This window comes from Bacillus sp. FMQ74 (genome assembly GCF_001875785.1).
Lineage (GTDB): Bacteria > Bacillota > Bacilli > Bacillales > Bacillaceae > Bacillus > Bacillus stercoris.
This window is the reverse complement of sequence record NZ_MOEO01000011.1, coordinates 23783-45380: the sequence shown is the minus strand read 5'-3', so window position 1 is coordinate 45380 and position 21598 is coordinate 23783. Positions and strand designations below refer to the sequence as shown.

At 46.1% G+C, this 21598-nt stretch carries 24 protein-coding genes; 21 read left to right on the top strand and 3 right to left on the bottom strand.

Features of this window, described 5'->3' with window-relative positions; all coding sequences use genetic code 11:
* The first annotated feature begins 16 nt into the window (after positions 1 to 16).
* The 9 genes from iolG to BLL41_RS18105 all read left to right on the top strand — a co-directional run bounded on the left by iolG (position 17) and on the right by BLL41_RS18105 (position 8649).
* Entirely contained in the window at positions 17 to 1051 is a 1035-nt protein-coding gene (gene iolG / locus BLL41_RS18145) for a bifunctional inositol 2-dehydrogenase/D-chiro-inositol 1-dehydrogenase (RefSeq protein ID WP_069150647.1), read from the top strand.
* A 19-nt stretch (positions 1052 to 1070) separates the two neighbouring features.
* On the top strand, positions 1071 to 1940 hold the full coding sequence (locus BLL41_RS18140) for a sugar phosphate isomerase/epimerase family protein (RefSeq protein ID WP_071578915.1): 870 nt from the start codon (positions 1071 to 1073) through the stop codon (positions 1938 to 1940).
* A gap of 86 nt (positions 1941 to 2026) precedes the next feature.
* On the top strand, positions 2027 to 2863 hold the full coding sequence (gene iolI, locus BLL41_RS18135) for a 2-keto-myo-inositol isomerase (RefSeq protein ID WP_071578914.1): 837 nt from the start codon (positions 2027 to 2029) through the stop codon (positions 2861 to 2863).
* A gap of 20 nt (positions 2864 to 2883) precedes the next feature.
* On the top strand, positions 2884 to 3756 hold the full coding sequence (gene iolJ, locus BLL41_RS18130) for a 6-phospho-5-dehydro-2-deoxy-D-gluconate aldolase (RefSeq protein ID WP_071578913.1): 873 nt from the start codon (positions 2884 to 2886) through the stop codon (positions 3754 to 3756).
* 108 nt (positions 3757 to 3864) lie between these two features.
* Positions 3865 to 4554: a two-component system response regulator YxdJ gene (gene yxdJ, locus BLL41_RS18125; RefSeq protein ID WP_071578912.1), complete on the top strand. Its 690-nt coding sequence runs from the start codon at positions 3865 to 3867 to the stop codon at positions 4552 to 4554.
* The gene (gene yxdK / locus BLL41_RS18120; protein WP_071578911.1) at positions 4551 to 5528 is read left to right on the top strand and encodes a two-component system sensor histidine kinase YxdK; all 978 of its coding nucleotides are present in this window, start codon (positions 4551 to 4553) and stop codon (positions 5526 to 5528) included. The genes yxdJ and yxdK overlap by 4 nt, the downstream gene beginning before the upstream one ends.
* Before the next feature lie 143 nt (positions 5529 to 5671).
* Positions 5672 to 6445, top strand: coding sequence for an ABC transporter ATP-binding protein YxdL (gene yxdL / locus BLL41_RS18115; RefSeq protein ID WP_071578910.1), 774 nt, complete (start codon positions 5672 to 5674; stop codon positions 6443 to 6445).
* Positions 6420 to 8288 carry an ABC transporter permease YxdM gene (gene yxdM / locus BLL41_RS18110; RefSeq protein ID WP_071578909.1) on the top strand — a complete coding sequence of 623 codons (1869 nt, stop codon included), beginning with the start codon at positions 6420 to 6422 and terminating at the stop codon, positions 8286 to 8288. Before yxdL ends, yxdM begins: the two co-directional genes overlap by 26 nt.
* 13 nt (positions 8289 to 8301) lie before the next feature.
* Entirely contained in the window at positions 8302 to 8649 is a 348-nt protein-coding gene (locus BLL41_RS18105) for a YxeA family protein (RefSeq protein ID WP_071578908.1), read from the top strand.
* Positions 8650 to 8689: 40 nt separating this feature from the next.
* Here the strand turns inward: BLL41_RS18105 and BLL41_RS18100 are convergent, their stop codons facing one another.
* Complete coding sequence (locus BLL41_RS18100) at positions 8690 to 9655, bottom strand: iron-hydroxamate ABC transporter substrate-binding protein (protein WP_071578907.1); 966 nt, start codon at positions 9653 to 9655, stop codon at positions 8690 to 8692.
* Between the two features lie 176 nt (positions 9656 to 9831).
* On the opposite strand from BLL41_RS18100, the gene BLL41_RS18095 reads away from it, so the two are divergent.
* A complete protein-coding gene (locus BLL41_RS18095) occupies positions 9832 to 10230 on the top strand; it encodes a hypothetical protein (RefSeq protein ID WP_003243293.1) in 399 nt (132 codons plus the stop codon).
* A 42-nt stretch (positions 10231 to 10272) separates the two neighbouring features.
* Here BLL41_RS18095 and BLL41_RS18090 read toward each other — a convergent pair whose 3' ends face one another.
* Complete coding sequence (locus BLL41_RS18090; RefSeq protein WP_014666007.1) at positions 10273 to 10626, bottom strand: hypothetical protein; 354 nt, start codon at positions 10624 to 10626, stop codon at positions 10273 to 10275.
* Positions 10627 to 10875: 249 nt separating this feature from the next.
* Entirely contained in the window at positions 10876 to 11241 is a 366-nt protein-coding gene (gene cotNE, locus BLL41_RS18085) for an inner spore coat protein CotNE (protein ID WP_071578906.1), read from the bottom strand.
* Between the two features lie 147 nt (positions 11242 to 11388).
* Here cotNE and BLL41_RS18080 point away from each other — a divergent pair, with 147 nt between their 5' ends.
* From BLL41_RS18080 to BLL41_RS18030, 11 genes are all read left to right on the top strand, one after another.
* The gene (locus BLL41_RS18080) at positions 11389 to 11757 is read left to right on the top strand and encodes a DUF3255 family protein (RefSeq protein WP_071578951.1); all 369 of its coding nucleotides are present in this window, start codon (positions 11389 to 11391) and stop codon (positions 11755 to 11757) included.
* A complete protein-coding gene (locus BLL41_RS18075; protein ID WP_071578905.1) occupies positions 11747 to 12304 on the top strand; it encodes a hypothetical protein in 558 nt (185 codons plus the stop codon). Before BLL41_RS18080 ends, BLL41_RS18075 begins: the two co-directional genes overlap by 11 nt.
* Positions 12305 to 12343: 39 nt before the next feature.
* Positions 12344 to 13156 carry a sugar-phosphatase gene (gene yidA, locus BLL41_RS18070; protein WP_071578904.1) on the top strand — a complete coding sequence of 271 codons (813 nt, stop codon included), beginning with the start codon at positions 12344 to 12346 and terminating at the stop codon, positions 13154 to 13156.
* 370 nt (positions 13157 to 13526) lie between these two features.
* Positions 13527 to 14513 (top strand): choloylglycine hydrolase family protein, encoded by a 987-nt coding sequence (locus BLL41_RS18065; protein WP_071578903.1) that lies wholly within the window; start codon positions 13527 to 13529, stop codon positions 14511 to 14513.
* Positions 14514 to 14926: 413 nt separating this feature from the next.
* A complete protein-coding gene (locus BLL41_RS18060) occupies positions 14927 to 16252 on the top strand; it encodes an LLM class flavin-dependent oxidoreductase (protein WP_071578902.1) in 1326 nt (441 codons plus the stop codon).
* 13 nt (positions 16253 to 16265) lie between these two features.
* On the top strand, positions 16266 to 16763 hold the full coding sequence (gene snaB / locus BLL41_RS18055) for a sulfur-containing aminoacid acetyltransferase SnaB (protein WP_071578901.1): 498 nt from the start codon (positions 16266 to 16268) through the stop codon (positions 16761 to 16763).
* 23 nt (positions 16764 to 16786) lie between these two features.
* The gene (locus BLL41_RS18050; RefSeq protein ID WP_071578900.1) at positions 16787 to 17581 is read left to right on the top strand and encodes an amino acid ABC transporter substrate-binding protein; all 795 of its coding nucleotides are present in this window, start codon (positions 16787 to 16789) and stop codon (positions 17579 to 17581) included.
* A gap of 22 nt (positions 17582 to 17603) precedes the next feature.
* Positions 17604 to 18278, top strand: a complete 675-nt coding sequence (locus tag BLL41_RS18045) for an amino acid ABC transporter permease (RefSeq protein ID WP_071578899.1) — start codon at positions 17604 to 17606, stop codon at positions 18276 to 18278.
* 12 nt (positions 18279 to 18290) lie between these two features.
* A complete protein-coding gene (locus BLL41_RS18040; protein ID WP_071578898.1) occupies positions 18291 to 19040 on the top strand; it encodes an amino acid ABC transporter ATP-binding protein in 750 nt (249 codons plus the stop codon).
* Between the two features lie 16 nt (positions 19041 to 19056).
* Positions 19057 to 20199, top strand: coding sequence for an N-acetyl-sulfur-metabolite deacetylase SndB (gene sndB / locus BLL41_RS18035; RefSeq protein ID WP_071578897.1), 1143 nt, complete (start codon positions 19057 to 19059; stop codon positions 20197 to 20199).
* Positions 20196 to 21533, top strand: a complete 1338-nt coding sequence (locus BLL41_RS18030) for an MmgE/PrpD family protein (protein ID WP_071578896.1) — start codon at positions 20196 to 20198, stop codon at positions 21531 to 21533. Before sndB ends, BLL41_RS18030 begins: the two co-directional genes overlap by 4 nt.
* The last annotated feature ends 65 nt before the right edge of the window (positions 21534 to 21598 follow it).

The following is a 21598-nucleotide window of genomic DNA, read 5'->3' as shown; positions in this document are numbered from 1 at the left end:
GAAGGAGTGGCTGTCAATGAGTTTACGTATTGGCGTAATTGGAACTGGAGCAATCGGAAAAGAACATATTAACCGCATTACTAACAAGCTGTCCGGCGCGGAAATCGTAGCTGTAACGGATGTTAATCAAGAAGCTGCACAAAAGGTCGTTGAGCAATACCAATTAAACGCGACGGTGTATCCGAATGATGACAGCCTGCTTGCAGACGAAAATGTAGACGCTGTCTTAGTGACAAGCTGGGGGCCTGCGCATGAGTCAAGCGTGCTGAAAGCCATTAAAGCCCAGAAATATGTATTCTGTGAAAAACCGCTCGCGACAACGGCTGAAGGATGCATGCGCATCGTCGAAGAGGAAATCAAAGTGGGCAAACGCCTTGTTCAAGTCGGCTTCATGCGCCGTTATGACAGCGGTTACGTACAGCTGAAAGAAGCGCTCGATAACCATGTTATCGGCGAGCCGCTTATGATTCACTGCGCGCACCGCAACCCGACTGTAGGAGATAACTATACAACGGATATGGCTGTAGTCGACACGCTTGTTCATGAAATTGACGTGCTTCACTGGCTCGTCAATGATGACTACGAGTCCGTTCAAGTCATCTATCCAAAAAAATCGAAAAACGCGCTACCGCATTTAAAAGATCCGCAAATCGTCGTAATTGAAACGAAAGGCGGCATCGTCATCAACGCTGAAATCTATGTGAACTGTAAATACGGCTATGACATTCAATGCGAAATCGTCGGAGAAGACGGCATCATCAAGCTTCCCGAGCCATCAAGCATCAGCTTGAGGAAAGAAGGCAAATTCAGCACTGATATTTTGATGGATTGGCAGAGACGCTTTGTGGCTGCGTACGATGTGGAAATCCAAGACTTTATTGATTCAATTCAAAAGAAAGGCGAGGTCAGCGGACCGACGGCATGGGACGGCTACATTGCCGCTGTTACAACAGATGCTTGTGTGAAAGCCCAGGAATCCGGACAAAAAGAAAAGGTTGAATTGAAGGAAAAACCGGAATTCTATCAATCTTATACAACAGTTCAAAACTAAAAAACAGAGGAGTGAAAATATGAAGTTAGCATTAGATCCATCCATGTATCGTGATGATTTAACTTTGGAGGAAACGGTCTATAAAACGGCGGAGCTTGGCTATGAATATATCGAATTGTCTCCGCGTGAGGATTTTTGCCCGTTTTATAAATATCCGAAAGTCGATTCAGCAAAGATCAAACAATTAAAGCGCCTTTTAAGAGATACAGGTGTTAAGCTTTCATCACTCCTTCCGCTTTACCACTGGGCGGGTCCTGATGAAGACCGCCGGCAGGCAGCGGTGCGCAATTGGAAGCGGGCGATCGAAATTGCGGTTGAACTTGAAGTGGATTTGATGAACAGTGAATTCAGCGGATCAAAATATGATCCTTTAACAAGTGAAGAAAAATTTATCAAATCCATGGATGAGCTTCTCCCAGTCTTTGAAAAAGAAGGCATTAAACTCAATCTTCAAGCCCATCCATACGATTTTATCGAAACGCACAAAGGTGCGATGGATATGATCCGCGCGCTTGACAAGGATTGGCTCAATCTTGTCTACTCGACTGCGCATACGTTCTTCTATGATGACGGCAAAGGCGACATTGAGACCATGTTTGACGAAGCCGGGAACCGTCTCACACATGTTTTATTTGCAGATACCTATAATCATAAAGCGGCTCATGGCCTGCGCTACATCGTCAATCCGCCTGACGCGAAAGTAACGGTTCACCAGCATTTGGACATTGGCCAAGGCGAGGTTGATTTTGAGACGATTTTCAGAAAGCTGAGAGAGATGAAGTTCGACGGAATTGCGACGAATGCCGTTTTTGCTTGGGTCGGCGAAAGAGCGGATGAATCAAGCCGATTTATGCTTAAGAAAATGAAAGAAGAATTAGGGATGGCATAAGCTGAGCATGGAGTTCGGCGGGATATGGCGAACAGCCTTCCTGCCGAACTCCCTTCATATCTAACACGAAGATGGGGGAGTCTGACATGAAACTTTGTTTTAATGAAGCGACAACATTGGAAAACTCAAACCTTAAACAGGATTTAGAACTATGCGAAAAGCACGGCTATGATTATATTGAAATCCGCACAATGGATAAGCTGCCGGAGTACTTAGAAGACCATTCACTGGCTGAGCTTGCGGAGTACTTTCAAACTCATCACATCAAGCCGCTGGCCTTAAACGCGCTTGTTTTCTTCAACAACCGTGATGAAAAGGGCCACAACGAGATCATCACTGAATTTAAAGGCATGATGGAAACATGCAAAACCCTCGGTGTGAAGTATGTGGTGGCCGTTCCGCTTGTGACAGAACAGAAGATTGTAAAAGAAGAGATCAAAAAGAGCAGTGTAGAGGTGCTGACTGAGCTTTCAGATATCGCGGAGCCGTACGGCGTAAAAATCGCGCTTGAATTTGTCGGCCACCCGCAATGTACGGTCAATACGTTTGAACAAGCGTATGACATCATAAACACAGTCAACCGCGACAATGTCGGGCTTGTCCTTGACAGTTTTCACTTCCACGCCATGGGTTCAAACATTGAGAGCTTAAAGCAGGCGGACGGAAAGAAAATCTTCATCTATCACATTGATGATACCGAAGATTTCCCAATCGGCTTTTTAACGGATGAGGACCGTGTATGGCCGGGACAAGGGGCGATTGATTTAGATGCACACTTATCAGCACTGAAGGAAATCGGTTTTTCAGATGTTGTATCGGTTGAGCTCTTCCGCCCTGAATACTATAAGCTGAGTGCTGAGGAAGCCATTCAAACAGCGAAAAAAACAACAGTGGACGTCGTATCAAAATACTTCAATATCTAATGGAAAAAGGAGGGGTGGACATGGCTTTTGTATCGATGAAAGAGCTTCTTGAAGATGCAAAGCGGGAGCAGTATGCGATCGGCCAGTTTAATATCAACGGTTTGCAGTGGACGAAGGCGATTTTGCAGGCGGCGCAAAAGGAGCAATCACCGGTCATCGCCGCGGCTTCCGATCGCCTGGTCGACTATTTAGGCGGATTTAAAACGATTGCCGCCATGGTTGGCGCGTTAATGGAGGACATGGCGATTACCGTTCCCGTGGTGCTTCATCTTGATCACGGAAGCAGTGCGGCACGCTGCAGACAGGCCATTGACGCCGGATTCAGCTCAGTGATGATTGACGGCTCCCATCAGCCGATTGACGAGAATATCGCGATGACAAAAGAAGTCACCGATTATGCCGCAAAGCACGGCGTGTCAGTAGAAGCGGAAGTCGGCACGGTCGGCGGAATGGAAGACGGCCTGGTCGGCGGGGTCCGCTATGCCGATATCAAAGAATGTGAGCGGATCGTCAAAGAAACCAATATTGACGCGTTGGCCGCCGCCCTCGGCTCTGTACACGGCAAATATCAGGGTGAGCCAAATCTCGGATTTAAGGAAATGGAGGCTATCTCTCGCATGACTGATATTCCCCTCGTTCTTCACGGGGCATCCGGGATTCCGCAGAATCAGATCAAAAAAGCCATCACGCTTGGCCACGCGAAGATCAATATTAATACGGAATGTATGGTCGCCTGGACAGACGAAACACGCCGCATGTTCCGGGAAAACAGCGATTTGTACGAACCGCGCGGCTATATGACACCCGGCATTGAAGCCGTGGAAGAGACAGTGCGAAGCAAAATGAGAGAGTTCGGATCAGCCGGTAAAGCAGCTAAGCAGCAGGTCGGCTGAAGAGAACAGAAACCGCCGGGATGGCGGTTTTTTTGTGCGGTGTTGCGTCCGTACACCCGAAACGATTATGATGATGGCAGCAGCGTAAAAAAACGGGAGTGGTACAGTTTGAATAAAATCATGATTGTGGAAGACAGTGAAGACATTCGCGGACTATTGCAGAATTACCTTGAAAAATACGGATATCAAACAGTGGTCGCCGCGGATTTTACGGCTGTTCTTGATGTCTTTTTGCGGGAAAAGCCTGATCTGGTGCTGCTTGATATCAACCTGCCGTCCTATGACGGCTATTATTGGTGCCGCCAGATCCGCCAGCATTCCACAAGCCCAATCATTTTTATTTCAGCCAGAAGCGGGGAAATGGATCAGGTGATGGCGATTGAAAACGGGGGAGACGATTATATCGAAAAACCGTTTTCTTATGATATTGTGCTGGCGAAAATCAAAAGCCAGATCCGGAGGGCGTACGGGGAGTATGCCGCAAAGCAGGGGGAGAAAGTGGTTGAATATGCCGGCGTTCAGCTCTTTGTGGAACGGTTTGAACTGCGTTTTCAGGATGAAAAAAGTGAGCTTTCTAAAAAAGAAAGTAAGCTTTTGGAAGTGCTGCTTGAGCGGGGAGAAAAGGTGACGAGTCGGGACCGTCTCATGGAAAAGACGTGGGACACCGACATATTCGTCGATGATAATACACTTAACGTGTATATCACGCGGCTCAGAAAAAAACTGCGGGAGCTGAATGCGCCTGTTTCAATTGAATCGGTGCGGGGCGAAGGCTACCAGCTGAGGGCGCAGTCATGAAGCTGTTTCTCCGGTCTCATACAGTGCTGATCCTGCTTTTTCTCCTCCAAGGGCTGTTTGTCTTCTTTTATTACTGGTTTGCAGGTCTTCATTCTTTTTCTCATCTGTTTTACATATTGGGCGTCCAGCTTCTTATTTTGGCGGGTTATCTTGCCTATCGCTGGTACAAAGACCGCGGCGTGTATCATTGGCTCAGCTCGGAGCAGGAAGGGACAGACATCCCGTATCTCGGTTCTTCAGTGTTTTGTTCAGAGCTGTATGAAAAGCAGATGGAGCTGATCCGGCTGCAGCACCAGAAGCTCCATGAGACCGAAGCTAAGCTGGAAGCGCGGGTGACGTATATGAATCAATGGGTGCACCAAGTGAAGACGCCGCTGTCGGTCATTAATTTAATCATTCAGGAAGAGGATGAGCCCGTTTTTGAACAAATCAAAAAAGAGGTTCGGCAGATTGAATTCGGGCTGGAGACGCTTCTTTATTCATCAAGGCTCGACCTGTTTGAGCGGGATTTTAAAGTAGAAGCGGTTTCCTTATCAGAGCTTCTCCAATCAGTCATTCAAAGCTATAAACGATTTTTTATTCAATACCGTGTTTATCCGAAAATGGACATTCGCGATGACCATGAGATTTACACTGATGCAAAATGGCTCAAATTTGCGATTGGCCAAGTGGTTACAAATGCGGTCAAGTATTCGGCAGGCAAGAGTGACAGACTGGAGCTGAATGTCTTCCGCGATGAAGACAGGACGGTGCTTGAAGTCAAAGATTACGGTGTCGGAATTCCCTCGCAAGACATCAAGCGGGTATTTGATCCTTATTATACCGGCGAAAACGGGCGGCGTTACCAAGAATCTACGGGAATCGGCCTCCATCTCGTCAAAGAAATTACGGACAAGCTCAATCATACGGTGGACATCAGCTCGTCTCCCGGTGAAGGGACAACGGTTCGATTTTCATTTCTTACAAAAATGTAAGGCTGCGTTAAGAAAACAACATAGCTCGTTTTGTTTCCCCTTGATAACATGGATTTACGTCAAGGGGATTTTTATGTTAAATGCCCCGGCACTACATGAAAGCAGCCCAGACCAACAAGAATAAAACCATAAGGAGGATTTTCATGGCGAATATGCTTGAAGTCAAACATATAAATAAAACCTATAAAGGACAAGTATCTTATCAAGCCTTAAAGCAAATTTCATTTTCAATAGAAGAAGGCGGGTTCACGGCGGTGATGGGGCCATCCGGCTCCGGAAAAACAACGCTTTTGAATATCATTTCAACGATTGACCGTCCGGATTCAGGCGATATCCTGATTCACGGAGAAAACCCGCATCGCCTGAAGCGGACAAAGCTTGCTCATTTCCGCCGCAGGCAGCTCGGATTTGTGTTTCAGGATTTCAACCTCCTGGACACGCTGACGATCGGTGAAAATATCATGCTGCCGTTAACGCTTGAAAAAGAAGCGCCGTCTGTAATGGAAGAAAAACTGCACGGCATTGCGGCAAAGCTTGGAATCGAAGACCTGCTTAACAAGCGGACGTTTGAAGTATCCGGAGGCCAGCGCCAGCGGGCCGCCATCGCAAGAGCGGTCATTCATAAGCCGTCACTCATTCTGGCCGATGAACCGACGGGAAACCTTGATTCCAAAGCGTCAAAAGATGTCATGGAAACGATGCAGAGCCTGAATCAGGATGATCATGTCACGGCTTTGATGGTGACCCACGATCCGGTTGCGGCAAGCTACTGCCGCCGCGTCATCTTTATAAAAGACGGCGAATTGTTTAATGAGATTTACCGCGGGGAAAACCGCCAAGTTTTTTATGAACAAATTCTTGATGTGCTGTCTATGCTGGGGGGAAACGCAAATGACCTTTCTTCAGTTCGCTTATAAAAACGTCACGAGGAACAAAAGGGCCTATCTTGCATTCTTTTTAAGCAGCGCCTTTTCCGTTTTGATTTTCTTTACCTTTGCGATGTTCCTGTTTCATCCGGCATTAAAGGAAGGCTACCTGAATAACATTGCCAAAAAAGGCTTAACCGCCGCGGAATGGATGATCTTTGTTTTTTCTTTCTTATTTGTTCTGTATTCGGTTAATGCATTTTTGAAATCGAGAAATAAAGAATTCGGCATCCTGCTCATGCAGGGCATTACGCCGGTGCAGCTGAGAAAGCTCATTACGGCGGAAAACATGATCATTGGCGTCATGTCGATTGCAGCCGGGATTATCGGAGGATTCATTTTTTCAAAGACGTTCTTTACGGTCGGCGCTTATATTTTAGAAATGGACGCGCTGCCTCTGTATATGCCATGGAAAGCGCTCGGCATTACGGCTGGCGGGTTTCTGCTCTTATTTTTCCTTTTATCGCAGTTTACGATCCTTTTTGTCAGATCAAATACGGTTATCAAATTAATAAAGGGCACTGATAAGATTAAGCCGGAGCCTAAGCCGTCCGTGCTTCTGTCCTTATTCGGCATCGCCTGTCTGTGCGGCGGGTACGGCATGGTTCTGAAAGGCAATGTCCACGGGGCCGAGCCGTTTATCATTTTACTGCTCACCGTCATCGGTACGTATTTCTTTTTCAGCCAAAGCAGCATCTGGATTCTGCGCGCGCTGAAGAAGTGGAAAACCTTTTATCTGCGCGGGAAAAATGTCATTTGGGTTTCTGATCTTGTCTATCGTTTAAAAGACAACGCCCGCCTGTTCTTTATCGTCAGCATTATTTCCGCGGTTGCGTTTACAGCTACAGGCGTGCTCGCAATGTACAAATCGACCGTTGGGGCGGAAGAGTCCGCTTATGAGATGGAGTATATATCTTTCAGTAACAATCCAAAAGAACAGACTCATTTGAAAGATATTGACCATGAACTGAAAACACACGGCTTTACGTATAAGAAAGACAAAATAGATGTTTCTTATGTCCGCTATCAGGAAGGAGAAACTGTTCCCCCTGTTTACATGATCAGCGAGTCGGATGTGTCAAAATATTTCCATGTTAAGCTGAACGGCCTGAAAAATGATGAGGCTGTCTATTTCCCGGGCACGTATGACCGCAATTTCAAAAACGAAGCGCCGGATCAGCTGAAGCTGCTGAACCAAAAAGGCAAGCCGTCTGACCAAAAACTGTCGGTAAAAGAAGTCCAAAAACCGCTGATTTCATTGAATGCCATCATCGCGGTGAACGATCAAACCTTTGATCAGCTTAAATCACTCGGTGATAAAGCGTCATTATACGGCTATAGCTATGATCATTGGAAAGACAGTCTTGGGATCAGCCAATCTTTGAAAAATGAGATTTACGGCAACTATATCGACGTGCATTCTGATTTTATGGCAAAAGCCGGTACTTACTATGATACGGTGCAGCTGCCGAGCTTGAGTTTATTTATCGGGCTGTTTATCGCGATCGTCTTCTTTGTCGCGGCAGCAAGTTTCTTATATTTCAGGCTGTTCACCGATTTAGATGAAGATCGGGAGCGCTACCGTTCACTGGCCAAAATCGGCCTGAGTGAGCGTGAAATGTCACAAAGCGTGACGATACAATTGGCGATTCTCTTTTTCTTTCCATTTGTCATTGCCGTCATGCATACGCTGTTTGCCTTGAGAACATTGGCCGTCGAAGGCTATTCCGATGTAGCGGGGCCGCTCAGTCTCACTATCGGAGGGTTTTTCATTTTTCAGCTTTTGTTCTTCCTCGTGGTGCGATCAAACTATTTGAAAAAAATGAACAAGTAAGGGGAGTGCAAAGATGAAAAAAGCATTGGCGATCCTGGCCGTCTTGGCGGCTGCTGCCGTAATATGCGGTCTTCTCTTTTTTCATAATGATGTTACAGACAGATTTAATCCGTTTATTCACCAGCAAGATGTCTATGTGCAGATTGATCGAGATGGCAGACATCTTAGCCCGGGCGGTACTGAATATACATTAGACGGATACAATGCATCCGGAAAAAAAGAAGAAGTGACCTTTTTCGCCGGCAAAGAGCTTCGTAAGAACGCGTATTTGAAGGTGAAGGCGAAAGGAAAGTATGTCGAGACCTGGGAAGAAGTCAGGTTTGAAGATATGCCGGACTCCGTACAGTCAAAAATAAAGTGAATCAAAAAAACGGCACAGTGTCATGACTGTGCCGTTTTCTTTATTTTTTATTTTCTTCGGCCCGTTTGATCAGCATGTCGGTGATGATATCCACCTGTTTGCTGACAGAAATCGGATCGTACGGGTAGAACGTGTCAAAGTCATTGATAAACACGCGATTATGTTTAACAGCGTCAAGATTCTTCCAAATAGAGGAATTCTCCAGCTTGTCGAGTGTTTTGCTTTCGCCTTTCGGGTTGTAATCCGTAATGAACATATAATCTGCGGCATACTCAGGAATAACCTCTTGAGAGAGCTGTTTCATCTCTCCTTTTTTGATGACATCTTGCTCAATTTTTTCAGGCGCTTTTAATCCAAGTGCATTGTATACAGCTTGGCCGCCGCGTCCGCCATTGTCATTGAACACCCAGAATTCGCCCTTGTCTGTGTTTTCATAAATGCCGAAGGTCGCATCTTTGTCGACGACGCCGGCAATTTTCTTTTTAGCTGCTTCCGCTTTTTTGTTAAAGTCAGCCATAAATGAAGTAGCTTTGTCCTTTGCTCCTGCGATATCTCCGAACATGCTGACTGTGTCCTCTACGTTTTTCGCTGTGTTATAAGGTATGACAACAGTCGGAGCGATTTTCTTTAATTTATCAACATTCTCTTCATTCATGACAACAATTAAGTCAGGCTGAAGCTCCATCACTTTTTCAACGCTGATTGGATCACCGACATCCTTCACATTTTTTAGCTTTGTTTTTAAAAACGGATTATCAAATGACCACGAGCCTGAGCCGACTACATTGGCCCCGACAGACAGCAATTCACCAGCATAAAAATCAGTGACGATGCGTTTTGGATGTGCAGGAATGTTGACGTTCCCTTTTGGTGATTTGTATGTTCTCATTTCTGTTTTTTCGGAAGCAGAATCGCTTGAGCTCCCTTTAGAAGCCGTGCCGCTGCAAGCGCTGACAAACATGAGAAGCAGCACAAGCATGCCCACGAGCAATATGTTCTTTTTCATCAAAAACCCTCCCAATATGTATGTAAATATATTAGTAATGATTATCATTATCAATTAATAATATAGCAAGAAACCCGTTCTCCGTCTATCACTATTTTAAAGGGAGAACGTTTTTTCATTTATAGGTGACGCGGTATGCCTAATCGATTATTATAGGTAAATAGGAGGAGAAAAATATGGGAATTACAAAAAGAGGTGCCGCATGGGAATGGCTGCATAGCTGGTGGATGCTGTTTATTTTCATGCCTTTTGCCATTACCAGTTTTTTTGCCTTTTTATTTATTGGCATCAAGGTTAGAAATAGAAAGTGGATTATGTACGGAATCATTTATTTTTTCATTTTTGCGTTTGGTTTTGTTTTGCCCGATCTGCCCGGTGTTTTTATTGTAGTTCCGTTATGGGCGGTGACCATTATTCACGGCTTTAAAGTGCGCCCGCTGTATTTGATTCAGCTGGATGTCTACAAGGATCATGTGGAGGCACGCGCTTTTGCCGAGGCAAGAAGTGAAGCCGAAAGCAGATTTCATGCGCCGAAACAGTCTATTCAGGATATACATATTCGCAAAGAACAGTAAGAAAAAAGCTCAACACTCGCATTGTGTTGAGCTTTTTCTATCCTACTGCTGATAGGATTGCTGCTGGAATGGCGTATTTTGGCCGAATGGAAGTGTAGACACATTCGTATTCATCACGCTGGATTGTCCAGTAAGTTCCTGCTGCATTTGGTTGCACATGTTGACAACCTGCTGGCATTTTTGAATCGCCATGTCATGTCCGTGAAGCGCTTGTTGAATCGTATGTGCAGCTTGTTGTTCGTGGTTTAGAATCTGCTGCAGCATTTGGATGTTTTGCTGCTCCTGATGAAGCATTTGGCGGTATTGCTGGCTGCTTTGCTGTGTTTGCTGAATGAGCTGCTGTGCAGTTTGGCGGCATTGGTTCAGCTGCTGCAAGCCGTGTTGTGTATGATGCATAAATCATTCCTCCATGTGATCGATTGACGTGAGTCGGTATTATCATGCAACTGGTATGAAAAGAAATTCTGTAAATGAGGAACTACAATTATTTTCCTCGGACCCTCTGTCTTTGAATGAAAACGGTAAAGATTGTATACTGGGTACAAACCCTTTTTATGTAAATGTTCCGTTTTAAAAATATAAGAATGGCGGAAAACGAAACCCTGAAATGGGAGAATCGTATTCCGCTTTTTTTTCTTTGTTTGCTCAGAAACCGCCTTCTCCTGCAGTAAATGGGATATTCAGCCTGTTTTCTACTGTGCGGAGGCGCTGATTGAGCCGATTTAAGCGGCGTGTATGGCGTTCAACAGCCTGGCTTAGCTGATTGACCTGTTCGGCCATTCGTGCAATTTCGCGGTTTTGACGGCGGTCTTCGTTTGTCAGACGGGTTAGTTCTCTTGTCTGCTGTTCATTTTGCCGTTCAAGCGCGGCAATCCTTCTTTCCAGTGCAGGCTGTCTTTCCATTTGGTATGGCTCGTATACATCCTGCTGTGGATAAGGATTGTATTCATAGTGGCTATAGTAAGGTTCCTGCTGAGGCAGCTGTGGGCTGTAATATTGATAAGGGTTCATTATGATCAATCTCCTTGTGGGTGAATTCCTTATAACTTATGTAGTCATTGGCACAGTGCCACGGCATTCGCCTAAAAAGAGGAGGAAAGGATAGGGTTCTCCTTGAAAAACAAATATGGCATTTTGTTATTCATTGCTATATGCATTATGGTATCCGGCTGCCGGCAGCAAAAAGAAGAGACGCCGTTTTATTACGGAACGTGGGATGAGGGGCTTGCCCCCGGGCCAACGGACGGCGTGAAATCAGCAACAGTCACATTTACCAAAGACGAGGTTGTGGAAACGGAAGTGATGGAAGGAAAAGGAGAGGTACAGCTGCCTTTTATGGCATACAAGGTGATTTCCCAAAGCGCTGACGGGTCTATCGAGATTCAGTATCTCGGTCCTTATTATCCGCTCAAAAGCACGCTGAAAAGAGGCGAAAACGGGACATTGATATGGGAGCAAAATGGACAGACAAAAACGATGACAAGAATCGAATCAAAGACCGGCAGGGAGGAGAAAGATGAGAAATAAAAAAGCTGAAAGAATGGTGGCAGCGGGGCTTGTTTTACATATCATTCAGTGGATATTTATATTATGGGCTTTTCTCAAAGTCAAACATTTATTTAGTGACTATACGTTCTATAACCCTAATGTCATCAGCGGCTCCATGCAGTCTTTATCGTTTATACAAATGATGCGCGCTATGATGTACTCAGGGGCAATCGTGAATTATGTGTTGTTTTTTGCACTTGTATTGCTTATTTATGGCATCGTGCTTCATGCCATCCTGATCGTTCTGGAAATGGCGGCTTACGTTATGATCAGACGGAATCCTTCATCTTCCTGGGGGTTCTTTTTCATCGCGGCGGGTGTGAAGCTTGCCATCTTGAATATAACCGGCATTCCGTTTTTAGCTGCCGGCTTTATGCTGATGAAACAGAAAAAAGCAGAAAACGGCGTCAAGGCAGAAAGAAAGCGGAAACCGCGCTTACGTATCCGAAGACAAGAGCGGCGTCTAAATAGAATCCGGAGAAAACCATCTCTTCCGGTTGAATATCAAAAAGAAAAAACGATATGATGGGACTATAGCCTGAAAACGACATGAAGGAGATGCAGGATGTACAAACTAATTGCAATTGATATGGATGGAACACTTTTAAATGATCATCATGAAGTAACAGAGGAGGTCCGCGACGCCCTTCACGCGGCAAAAGCGGAAGGTGTCAAAATCGTGCTTTGCACCGGCCGGCCTATCGGGGGAGTGCGGAGATACTTAGATGAACTGAATTTAATTGAAGAAGGCGACTATGTCATCGCGTATAATGGGGCGCTTGTTCAAAATACGCATACAAATGAAGTGGTCTCAGAGCTGTCTCTCAGCTATGATGATTTGACTTCACTATATGACCTGAGCTTAGAGCTGAAGACGCCGATGCATTTCTTTGACTCATCTCATTTGTATACGCCTAACCGGGATATTAGCGAATTTACCGTATACGAATCCTATGTGACACAGGTGCCGCTTCATTTCCGCAAGATTGACGAGGTGCCAAAAGATATCCTCATCCCGAAAGTGATGTTTATTGATCAACCGGAGAACTTAAGCCGCGTCATTACATCGATTCCGAAAGACGTGAGAGAAAAATATACAATGGTCAGAAGCGCGCCTTTCTTTTATGAAATTCTGCACCCAGAAGCAAGCAAAGGAAATGCTGTACGCCAGCTGGCACAGCTGCTTGGAATTGAACAGGCGGAAGTCATGAGCATAGGCGACAACGGGAACGACCTGACAATGATCGAATGGGCGGGCTGCGGGGTGGCCATGGCAAACGCCATCCCAGAAGTATTAGAAGCCGCGAACTTTCAAACACGCTCCAATAATGAACATGGTGTTGCGCATGCGATTCACGAGCTTGTTTTGTCGAAATAATGAAATCCAGCCTCTTAGGCTGGATTTTTTGTTATTTTGTGCCCGGCCGGTCTGTAAGCGCCATGAGGCCTTTTTGCGGAATGGACGCTAAAACTTCTTTTCCTGCTGCCCCATCGATATTTAGAATATCAGCGATTGATCATGAAACTACAACATTTCTGATTGGCTCTGATACAGCAGGGGCTAGTAAATATAAAAACGAAGCTTTCACCATAAACATCAGCTTAGTACATTGAACGAATCTCCTCGCCTTAATGTTGGAAGGTGATGTCAATCTTTTGACGAATCTCTTTGTCTTTCGTTATGCTGATAAAACAAGTTGTTCACAAAATGTATGATTTTAGCCTGAATTGAAAGGGGACTGAATCAGATGTGCACAAGTCTTACATTGGAAACTGCTGACCGGAATCATTTATTAGCGAGAACAATGGATTTTGCATTTCAGCTGGGGACGGAGGTCATTCTCTATCCGCGCCGTTACAGCTGGAAGAGTGAGGCTGACGGAAAGGTGCATCAAACACAGTACGCGTTTATCGGTATGGGGAGAAAACTTGGAAATATATTATTTGCCGACGGTGTTAATGAAAGCGGTTTATCTTGTGCGGCGCTTTATTTTATGGGATATGCGGAGTACGAAAAAACGCTTCGGGAAGACGGCGTTCATATTGCCCCGCATGAATTTGTAACATGGGCGCTGTCAGTTTGTAAGTCTTTGGATGACGTAAAAGAAAAGATCCACTCTTTAACGATTGTGGAGAAGAAATTAGATCTATTGGATACAGTTTTACCGCTGCACTGGATATTGTCAGACCGGACGGGACGCAGCTTGACAATAGAACCGAGAGCAGACGGCATCAAAATCTATGACAATCAACCAGGTGTAATGACGAACAGCCCCGACTTTTTATGGCATGTGGCCAATCTTCGGCAATATATAGGAATAAGGCCGAAACAATTCGAGAGCAAGGAGATGGGCGGATTGATGCTGTCCGCTTTTGGCCAAGGCTCGGGTACAGTGGGTCTGCCGGGAGATTATACACCGCCTTCACGGTTTGTCAGAGCTTGTTATCTGAAAGAACATCTAGAGCCTGCGGCAGATGAAACGAAAGGTGTATCAGCAGCTTTTCAGCTTTTGGCAAACATGGCGATACCCAAGGGTGCTGTGATAACGGAAGAAGACGAAATTGATTATACGCAATATACTTCTGTGATGTGCAGCGACACGGGAAACTACTACTTTCATCACTACGACAATCGGCAAATCCAAAAAGTAAGTTTATTTCATGAAGACCTAGACCGCCTGGAGCCTAAAGTGTTTTCTGGTAAAGCAGAAGAAAGTATTCTAGAACTTAATTAAGATTCAATCAGCTGATTTCGGTATGAATCCGGGATCAGCTTATTTTTTTATGCAGCGTCCCAGCTTCTGAATGAGCGGCAAAATGGACTGTACTACGACGGCAATCACGCGCGTTTATTAGCAAAGAGTAAAAGCGGCGGCAAAATGCGTACGGTCGGAAGTGCAGATAAGATGCAAGCTGCATTTATATAAAACTTCGGCTCAAAGACTGTTTTGTGAGGATACAGGCTGCACAAATGCGTCCCATGATTCTGCGAGATTCTTTTCAGCTTAAAAAGAAAAATTTGATCTTAACTCATTGACAAACGTCCAAGACAAAGGTACATTTTGATTTATTCATATTAAACTACTAGGAATATAGGAGTTTATTTTTCGGATTATTCAGCCTAAAACATGATAAAAGGAGTATCGTCATGACAAGCAAAAAGAAACAAATCAAATTAGGGGTATTTTTAGCAGGTACAGGCCATCATGTTGCGTCTTGGCGGCACCCGAACGCGCCTTCAGATGCGAGCATGAATTTGGATTATTTTAAAGAGCTTGCGAAAACAGCGGAGCGAGGCAAGCTGGATATGCTGTTTTTAGCAGATAGCCTATCAATTGACAGCAAATCACATCCAAATGTATTAACAAGGTTTGAGCCATTCACCCTGCTCTCTGCCTTGGCGCAGGTCACATCAAAAATTGGACTGACAGCAACAGCCTCCACTACATACAGCGAGCCATTCCATATTGCCAGACAGTTTGCGTCATTGGATCATTTGTCTAACGGCCGTGCCGGATGGAACGTCGTCACTTCATCTATTGAATCAACAGCGCTGAATTTCAGCGGTGAAAAGCACCTTGAACACCATTTGCGCTATCAGCGGGCAGAGGAATTTGTCGAGGTTGTAAAGGGGCTTTGGGATTCATGGGAAGCGGACGCCTTTATCCGTAATAAAGAAACGGGTGAATTCTTTGACAAAGAAAAAATGCACGAGCTGAACCACAAAGGAGAATATTTCTCGGTTCGCGGACCTCTGAACGTTTCAAGAACGCCGCAGGGCCAGCCGGTCATTATCCAGGCAGGATCATCAGGAGACGGAAAAGCGCTGGCTGCCAGAACAGCAGAAGTGATCTTCACAGCGCAAAACCACCTGGAATCAGCCCAAGAATTTTATCAATCCATTAAAGAACAGGCTGCGGAATTCGGACGTGATCCAGAGAAAATCGCCATCATGCCGGGTATTTTCCCGATCATTGCTGATACCGAAGAAGCAGCGCAAGCAAAATACAAGGAGCTTCAAGATCTGATTATTCCATCCGTCGGTCTGCAAATTCTCCAAAATTACTTAGGCGGAATTGATTTGTCGGCATATCCGCTTGATGGGCCGCTGCCGAAGCTTGACGCGGATGCTTCCAATGCGGTGAAGAGCCGCTTCAAGCTTGTTCAGGAGATGGCTGAACGTGGCAATATGACGATACGCGAGCTTTACAAATACGTTGCAGGCTCCAGAGGCCACCATATCTTCGTCGGCACGCCGGAGCAGCTCGCCGACAAGATGCAGGAATGGGTGGATAAGAAAGCGTGTGACGGGTTTAACATCATGCCTCCGCTTCTTCCAGAAGGAATTGAAGTGTTTGTTGATCAAGTGGTTCCGATTTTACAGGAGCGCGGCGTGTTCAGAAAAGAATATGAAGGCACAACTTTAAGAGAGCACTTCGGTTTGGAAAAGCCGGTCAACCGTTATGCAAAGTAAGGAGGAACGCTAGATGAAGCCACAATATCGCCTTGCAGTTGAACGTGATGCCGAACAGCTTCTCGCGCTGACATTGCGGGCTTATGAACCGATTCGAAAGCTCGGCATTCGTTTTGCTGCCGCTCATGCGGACTTGGATTTGGTGCTGCAAAATATCCGGAAAAACGCCTGCTACGTCATGGAAGAAGACGGGCGGATTATCGCGACCATCTCCTTAAGAATGCCATGGGGACAGCAGCCGGGACCGTATGGCGTTCCGCATATCTGGTGGTTCGCTGTGGACCCTGACACCGGTAAAAAAGGAACCGGAACAAAGCTGCTTCAATGGCTGGAGGAAACAATCCTCCGCGATACGTTAAAGGTACCGTTTGTCTCACTCGGAACAGCGGATAAGCATCCGTGGCTGATTGAGATGTACGAACGAAAAGGGTATGTCCGCGCAGGTGAACAAGACCTTGGCAAAGGGCATATCACAGTTTATATGAAAAAACAATTGCGACATGATCTATAAAAAAGAAAAGGCGGGAAAATCAAATGAAAATGAGAAAATGGACTGTGCTGTTCGTTGCTGCATTATTAGCGGTGCTCTCAGCTTGCGGCAATGGAAACAGCAGCAGTAAAGAGGATGACAATGTGCTTCATGTCGGTGCGACAGGACAAAGTTACCCATTTGCATATAAAGAAAACGGAAAGCTGACAGGTTTTGATGTGGAAGTGATGGAAGCGGTCGCTAAGAAAATTGACATGAAGCTGGACTGGAAGCTGCTTGAATTCAGCGGGCTGATGGGAGAGCTTCAAACAGGCAAGCTTGACACCATTTCCAACCAGGTAGCTGTGACAGACGAACGCAAGGAAACGTATCACTTTACGAAACCATACGCTTATGCGGGAACACAGATTGTTGTTAAAAAAGACAATACTAATATCAAATCAGTAGACGATTTAAAAGGGAAGACAGTCGCGGCCGTTCTCGGTTCAAACCACGCGAAAAACCTTGAAAGCAAAGATCCTGATAAAAAAATCAATATCAAAACCTATGAAACACAAGAAGGCACGCTGAAGGATGTTGCGTACGGCCGTGTAGACGCTTATGTCAACAGCCGCACTGTGCTGATCGCGCAAATCAAGAAAACCGGTTTGCCGTTAAAGCTTGCCGGGGATCCGATTGTTTACGAACAGGTTGCATTCCCATTCGCCAAGGACGATGCGCACGACAAGCTCCGCAAAAAAGTCAATAAGGCGCTTGATGAATTGCGTAAAGACGGAACACTGAAAAAACTCTCTGAAAAATACTTTAATGAAGATATCACAGTAGAACAGAAGCATTAAGAAACGGCGGTGACTCACCAGAATGAACACGATTGATTGGGAATTCATGATATCAGCGTTCCCGACTTTAATTCAGGCCCTTCCGATCACGTTGTTTATGGCCATAGCGGCTATGATTTTTGCCATTATCGGAGGACTTATTCTCGCACTCATTACAAAGAACAAAATTCCAGTGCTTCATCAGCTGTCAAAGCTGTATATATCCTTTTTCCGGGGCGTGCCGACACTTGTGCAGCTGTTCTTAATCTATTACGGGCTGCCGCAGCTGTTTCCAGAGATGAGCAAAATGACAGCTCTCACAGCCGCTATCATCGGGTTAAGCTTAAAAAACGCAGCTTATTTGGCAGAAATCTTCCGGGCCGCCCTCAATTCTGTTGATGACGGGCAGCTGGAGGCGTGCCTGTCTGTCGGCATGACAAAACTTCAGGCTTACAGACGGATTATTCTGCCGCAGGCTGTCCGAAATGCAATTCCGGCAACGGGCAATACATTTATCGGACTACTCAAAGAAACGTCATTGGCCTTTACATTAGGGGTCATGGAGATGTTCGCCCAAGGGAAGATGTACGCTTCAGGAAACCTCAAATATTTTGAGACGTACTTGGCGGTTGCGATCGTCTATTGGGTTCTTACCATTATCTACAGCATGTTGCAGGACTTGTTTGAACGCGCCATGAGCAAGCCATACCGGACTTAGAGGTGAAATCAGTTGATAACAGTAAAAAATATTCGCAAAGCGTTTAAAGATCTCGTCGTGCTCGACGGAATCGATCTAGAAGTGAAGCGCGGAGAAGTGGTGGCAATCATCGGCCCGTCCGGTTCCGGAAAATCAACGCTTCTCCGGTGTTTAAATCTATTAGAGCGTCCGGATCAAGGCCTTATTGAAATCGGAGAAGCCAAACTGAATGCGGAAAAGTTTACACGCAAGGAAGCACATCGGCTTCGCCAGCAAACGGCAATGGTCTTTCAAAACTACAATCTGTTTAAAAATAAAACGGCTTTGCAAAACATTACAGAAGCTTTAATTGTGGCTCAACACAAATCACGCGATGAAGCGAAACGCATTGGAATGGAGATTCTGAAACAAGTCGGTCTGGAGCATAAGGCTGACAGCTATCCGATCACAATGTCCGGCGGCCAGCAGCAGCGAATCGGCATCGCCCGGGCGCTTGCGGTCAATCCGCATGCGATTTTGCTGGATGAACCAACGTCAGCGCTTGACCCTGAGCTCGTCACAGGGGTGCTTCAGGTTATCAAGTCCATTGCGGAAAAACAAACAACGATGATCATTGTTACACACGAAATGGCGTTTGCAAAAGAGGTTGCTGATCAAGTGATTTTTATGGCAGACGGCCATATTATCGAGCAGGGAACGCCAGAAGAACTGTTTGACGATCCGAAAAACGAACGGACGAAACGATTTATCAAGCAGGTGGGAGAGCCTGCAGAGCTTATATAAGAAGGGGAGAAGAACAATGGCCGACAAAACGTTTCATACCCGTTTAATCAATATGCGGCGTGATCTTCATGAACATCCTGAACTGTCATTTCAAGAGGTTGAAACGACGAAAAAAATCCGCCGCTGGCTTGAGGAGGAGCAAATCGAAATACTGGACGTTCCTCAATTGGAGACTGGTGTGATTGCAGAAATCAAAGGACGGGAAGACGGCCCCGTGATAGCAATACGGGCGGACATTGACGCGCTCCCGATCCAAGAACAGACGAACCTGCCGTTTGCTTCTAAGGTTGACGGTACGATGCATGCGTGCGGACACGATTTTCATACCGCTTCTATTATTGGTACAGCGATTTTGCTGAACCAAAGACGGGACGAGCTGAAAGGTACCGTCCGCTTTATCTTTCAGCCGGCCGAAGAAATTGCCGCGGGAGCAAGAAAGGTCATAGAAGCTGGCGTACTTGATGGCGTTTCCGCGATTTTCGGCATGCACAATAAGCCGGATCTGCCTGTCGGGACCATTGGTGTAAAGGAAGGTCCGCTCATGGCAAGTGTTGACCGGTTTGAGATCGTCGTTAAAGGGAAAGGCGGACACGCCGGCATTCCGAATAACAGTATTGATCCAATCGCTGCCGCAGGACAAATCATCAGTGGGCTGCAATCCGTGGTTAGCCGAAACATCAGCTCACTGCAAAACGCAGTCGTCAGTATCACAAAAGTACAGGCGGGCACGTCGTGGAACGTGATTCCAGATCAAGCTGAAATGGAGGGGACGGTTCGAACCTTTCAAAAAGAAGCGAGGCAGGCTGTTCCAGAGCATATGAAACGAGTGGCTGAAGGAATTGCAGCGGGCTATGGGGCTCAAGCAGAATTCAAGTGGTTTCCTTATTTGCCTTCTGTTCAGAATGACGGCACATTTTTGAATGCGGCATCCGAAGCTGCGGCACGGCTTGGCTATCAAACCGTTCACGCTGAGCAGTCTCCGGGCGGAGAAGACTTCGCTCTTTATCAAGAGAAGATCCCGGGATTTTTTGTCTGGATGGGAACGAACGGGACGGAGGAGTGGCATCATCCGGCCTTTACACTGGATGAAGAAGCCCTTACGGTTGCCTCTCACTACTTTGCGGAGCTGGCGGTTATTGTATTGGAGAGCATCAAATGAGCAAACAAGGGCTGACAGCAGGTCTTGCAGAGGCTGTGAGAACGTCACAACCTGAGCATTCAGTTGACGCGATTCGCGAAGCAAAAAAAGGATTACTTGATTTTACTGCCGCTTCATTCGCAGGAAGAGAAGATAAAGGGATTCAAAAGCTCCTCCGTCTGATAGAGGATGAAGGAGGCCTGCCCCTTGTCCCTCTTATCGGGCAAGGCAAAAAGGCCGCGCCATTACAATCCGCGATGCTCAATGGATTTATCGCCCATGCATTGGATTTTGATGATGTCCACTCCGATGTAAGAGGACATCCCAGTGCAGTCATCGTGCCTGCCCTTATGGCATCTGCCGCTCGCGGACATGACGAGCGGCTTCTTGGCGCTTATATTGTTGGTGTTGAAGTGATGGCACGGCTGGGCGAATCAATTGGGAGCCGCCACTATGAAAAGGGCTGGCATAATACGGGAACGCTTGGTGCGATCGCTGCTGCCTGCGCCGTAGGTTATGCTGAGGAGCTGACTCAGGAAGAGCTGGAAAAAGCGATTGGTTTTGCGGCTACGCAATCTGCTGGGATGAGAGTGCAATTTGGAACAGAAATGAAACCGCTGCACGCCGGTCTGGCGGCTCAGGCTGGCTTGCTGGCCGTTAAGCTGGCCCAATCAGAATTTGGCGGGTCCCGCATGGCACTTGATGGAGAAGCGGGTTTCTTCAGTCTGTACGGTAACGTTGAAAAAGCACAACACACTTTGCTAAACGATTGGGGTACACCGTGGAGAATCGTGCAGCCGGGCCTATGGTTTAAAATCTATCCATTTTGTTCCGCGGCACACCATGCTGCAGATGCGGTACGAAAGCTTATCTCTGAAGAAGCCATTTCTGCTGCCAATACTGAGCGGATTGAAGTGATTTTTCCGCCAGGCGGAGATGCTGCATTGACGGAAAGATCTCCAAAAACTGGAGAGGAAGGCCGTTTCAGCGTTGAATATGTGATTGCTCTTGCTTTGCACGGACACGAGCTGACCATTGAACATTTCAACAGCCAGCCGATCCCAAACGGCATTCAAACGACAATAGGGCATATTCAGCGCGTATATGACAATGCTATTCAGCCGGCTCCTCATGCCGTTCCGAAAGGCCGTTTCACGATTGTCCGGGCCTATTTATCAGACGGCCGGATTTGCGAAGCGCGTGTGGACTGCCCAAAAGGGGCGCCAGGAAATGAGCTGTCTGAAGAAGACATAAAAGAAAAGTTGATATTAACTGTTCCGCAAGAAAAAGCGCGACGCATTATAACAGCCGTTGAAAAAGCCGATATAAAAGAATTTTTAGCTCATATTGAATAAGATTCAGCTCTATTCAATGATTTCAGGTGATATGATAAAACCAATCATACGTTTGAAAAAGGAGT